Origin of the sequence: Marinomonas algarum (assembly GCF_020532605.1) — a bacterium.
GTDB lineage: Bacteria > Pseudomonadota > Gammaproteobacteria > Pseudomonadales > Marinomonadaceae > Marinomonas > Marinomonas algarum.
The window spans coordinates 1-3,628 of the sequence record NZ_JAJATW010000049.1 but is presented as its reverse complement, the minus strand read 5'-3'; the positions used below and the strand labels follow the sequence as shown (position 1 = coordinate 3,628).

At 43.8% G+C, this 3,628-nt stretch carries 5 protein-coding genes; 3 read left to right on the top strand and 2 right to left on the bottom strand.

Annotation, left to right across the window (positions count from 1 at the left end; translation table 11 throughout):
- From istA to LG368_RS15090, 3 genes are all read left to right on the top strand, one after another.
- Positions 1–1,156 (top strand): IS21 family transposase (gene istA, locus LG368_RS15100; protein ID WP_226755523.1); only part of this gene is annotated, 1,156 nt, incomplete at its 5' end.
- Positions 1,157–1,166: 10 nt separating this feature from the next.
- On the top strand, positions 1,167–1,907 hold the full coding sequence (gene istB / locus LG368_RS15095) for an IS21-like element helper ATPase IstB (RefSeq protein ID WP_226755522.1): 741 nt from the start codon (positions 1,167–1,169) through the stop codon (positions 1,905–1,907).
- A gap of 251 nt (positions 1,908–2,158) precedes the next feature.
- The gene (locus tag LG368_RS15090) at positions 2,159–2,488 is read left to right on the top strand and encodes a type II toxin-antitoxin system RelE/ParE family toxin (RefSeq protein WP_226755521.1); all 330 of its coding nucleotides are present in this window, start codon (positions 2,159–2,161) and stop codon (positions 2,486–2,488) included.
- Between the two features lie 25 nt (positions 2,489–2,513).
- Here LG368_RS15090 and LG368_RS15085 read toward each other — a convergent pair whose 3' ends face one another.
- On the bottom strand, positions 2,514–2,843 hold the full coding sequence (locus LG368_RS15085; protein WP_226755520.1) for a helix-turn-helix domain-containing protein: 330 nt from the start codon (positions 2,841–2,843) through the stop codon (positions 2,514–2,516).
- Between the two features lie 85 nt (positions 2,844–2,928).
- Positions 2,929–3,570, bottom strand: a complete 642-nt coding sequence (locus tag LG368_RS15080) for a hypothetical protein (protein ID WP_226755519.1) — start codon at positions 3,568–3,570, stop codon at positions 2,929–2,931.
- Between the last annotated feature and the right edge of the window lie 58 nt (positions 3,571–3,628).

Genomic DNA, 3,628 nt, shown 5'->3' with positions numbered 1-3,628 from the left:
CAAAACTCAAAAGCGCAGTATGCGCCAACTTCATGTTGCGGGTGATAAGTTGTTTATCGATTACTGTGGGCCTCGGCTTCAAGTCGTTAACCCTGACACAGGTGAAGTAAGAGAGGCGGAAGTGTTCATGGCGACCTTAGGCGCGTCCAATTACACCTATGTTGAAGCCTTCCCGAGTCAAGGTAAGCCCTACTGGCTAGAAGCCCATGTTAATGCGTTCGAACACTTCGGTGGCGTACCGCAACTCTTAGTGCCTGATAATCTACGTAGCGCGGTCACCAAAGCGAATCGTTATGAGCCGAGACTTAATGACAGCTATCAAAAGCTGGCGAATCACTATCAAACCGCAGTGATGCCAGCTCGCCCTTACAAACCAAAAGACAAAGCCAAGGCAGAGAATGCAGTACTCCTAGTGGAGCGCTGGATCATGATGCGACTGCGACACCAAACCTTCTACACCTTCAAGGAGCTAAACCTAGCTATCCGTGAACTCATGAATGAGCTTAACCAGCGTGAGATGAAACAATATGGTGCCAGTCGCCAAGCGTTGTTCGACAAACTCGATAAACCTGCATTAAAGCCCCTTCCTAGGCAGCGGTACCTGTACACCGAAACCAAACGCACCAAAGTTGGTCCCGACTACCACATCGAATATCGCCGTCATTACTACTCGGTTCCCCATCAACTCGTGGGCCATCATATCGAACTGGAAGCCTCCAACCGTCTGGTGCAGATTTATCATCAAGGGAACTTGGTTGCTCAGCATCCACGTAGCCAAAGGGAGCGTGGAACCAGCACTCACTCTGAACACATGCCAAGTAATCATCAACATCAAAAGTGGTCGCCTGGACGTTTGCTCAGCTGGGGCGCCAATATCGGCCCATCCACACGAGAAGTGGTGAATAAGATGCTGAGCTCCAAGCCTCATCCAGAGCAGTCTTATCGTTCCTGTCTAGGGTTGCTTAATCTGAGTAAAGCCCATGGTGAGTCGCGCCTAGAGCAAGCCTGTCAAGATGCGCTGATACTGACAAAACCTAATTATACCTTCATTAATAACCTGCTTAAGAACCATCGGGAGGGACAACTGAGCAAAGACAATACGAACACTCCGAACCTTGTCCACAGCAATGTTCGTGGCCCAAACTGTTATCACTAGGAGAAATAATATGAACGCACTGAGTGATCAACTCAAAACCCTTCGCTTGAGCCATGCGGCAAACGCGTTAGAGCAGCAACAAGAACAACTGAGCACCTACGCAGAGCTGGACTTCGAGGAAAGGCTCAGTCTGCTTCTGGAGAATGAAATTTTGAATCGCAACCAGACTAAAATCCAACGACTTAAACGACAAGCTAAGCTGAGAGTTGACGCCCAAGCAAGCCAACTCGTCTACAAAGAAGGACGTAACCTTAATCGCAGACAGATGAGTGAACTTCTAACGGGCAGCTATCTGCACAAACATCAGAACACCTTGATCACAGGTCCAACAGATGCAGGAAAAACATACCTTGGCTGCGCACTGGCAACCAGTGCCTGTGACCAACAACACACGGTCAGATACTACCGATTAACTCGCCTGCTCGATGACCTGAGCGCAGGTCGACTGGATGGCAGTTATCAAAAACAACTTCAATCGCTTGCTAAGAAAACCTTACTGATCCTCGACGACTGGGGAATGGAGAAACTGACTCAGGATCATGCAGGGCACCTGTTAGAGGTGCTTGAAGATCGTTATCAAAACAGCAGTACCATCGTCATCAGTCAGTTACCTGTAAAAGAGTGGTACAACATGATCGAAAACGCGACCGTTGCGGATGCACTGATGGATAGGCTGGTACACAACAGTCATCGAATAGAACTGAGAGGTGAGTCAATGAGAAGACTGGCGCAATCCGAACACTTAGAGTAGAAATAGGGAAAGAGACAAAGTGCCGGTTCAAGTGTTCGGAATAAACCGAAACAAGCGTTCGCAATCACCGAAATACGCAACAAGGATTAAAACGTGTGGTTTAACCGACACTTACAAAATGATGAAATATATAAAACCGCTTATTCTGCAAAACTAAAAAATCGGTTGAGAAGAGGAGGGTGTTGAATTAGTTATTTAAGGCAATTGAGTGTAAGGTTTTTTAGTATGGTAATTTGAGATAAGGAGTTCGTTTGAAAGAGTTTAAGTTTGTTAACGATGCGGCTCTGAAAGAGTTTAAAAAGTTGCCTAAAGATGTGCAGTTACAGTTTGCAACCAGTATCAACGCAGTAGCACAAGGGGAGCGCCCTTTGGTGGAATTCGAACCGATCGGCAAGAGCGTTGGTAAGGGGGCAATTGAGCTGAAAGTCAACGGAAGTCCAGCTTTTAGATCCATCTATTGTGCTAAATACAATGATACCGTTTTTATACTTCACTCCTTCACTAAAACAACTAATGGAGTTGACAAGAAGGCTATGAAGACTGCAAAAAGTCGATATAAACTTATGATTGATCAGATATAGAAAGTGTTAAATTAGTGCTGTTTTTTTAAGCAATATCTAGTTCTTTAGTTGAGCACTTGAATGAAACAGAGCTATCTTTTTTGACTTTCAAAGTAGGCTTAATCTGATAACCGACTTTAGCTAGGAACCTGATCAATTTATCCGATGAAAATTTAGATACTTTTCCGCCCATAAGTTCACTTACACGTGGTTGAGGGATCTCCAAAGCAGCCATGATATCGGCAGTGGACCATTTTTGGGCGTCAAAGTAGTTGCGAAGTGCGAGCATCATGTCGGCGCGAAATTCGAGATCCACTGCTTCTGCTGAGTCATCGGAGATTGCGTCGAAAATGTTTGTGAATTTTAGTTCGCTCATAGCTAAACCTACTTAGTCATAAAGAATTTTTTATACTGAATTTTGTATAACTAAACTATAGGTATTAGTATTGCATTCGTCAATACTAAATTTTGTATAAATTCGTGAAGAGTTTTTCGATCTTAGTTGTGCCGTCCTTATGAAACATAGCGATACGATGAACATCATTATTGTTAAGTTGTCTCTTGTCTTTGGTAAAATCTTCGTAAAAGGTTAAAATATTTTCGTCACTGTATACGTTAATAGTATCTTCGCCGAGAATGCATTTGTGGCTAGAGTATGCAGACTTATAAGACGATAGATTATCCATGAATCTATCCTGCATTTGAAGTAAGCGCTCAAAATGCTCTAGATAATCATCCATAAACTTTCCGCTATTGCTGTGAGAGAAGCCTTTAGAAGCTTGAGTGTCGACTGTTTGTTTACAGTATCTAAAAAATTCAAGCATTATTTTTTCGTATGTTCGACTGAGCTCTTTGAGGCTTTCAGTAGATCGTTCTAGTTTATGTTGTTGCCTCTGTCTAGTTGGTCCTGTTGCAAATGATTTATAGGCATAAATAGCAGCAAAAAAAGTCGCTACGCTTGCAATGATTGCAGCTAAATCAGACGCAACTGAAAGCCTGTCGGTATTAGCAGGCCATGCAGGAAAGTCTGTTAGGGAAACTGCGATTAAGTCCCCAATATGAGACAATGCCGATCTGACCATTACCTCAAGACCGAATGACATGAATCAGCTTTCCTTCGCCGATACCGAATTTACCAGCAAACGCCGCAAGACTCGCAAA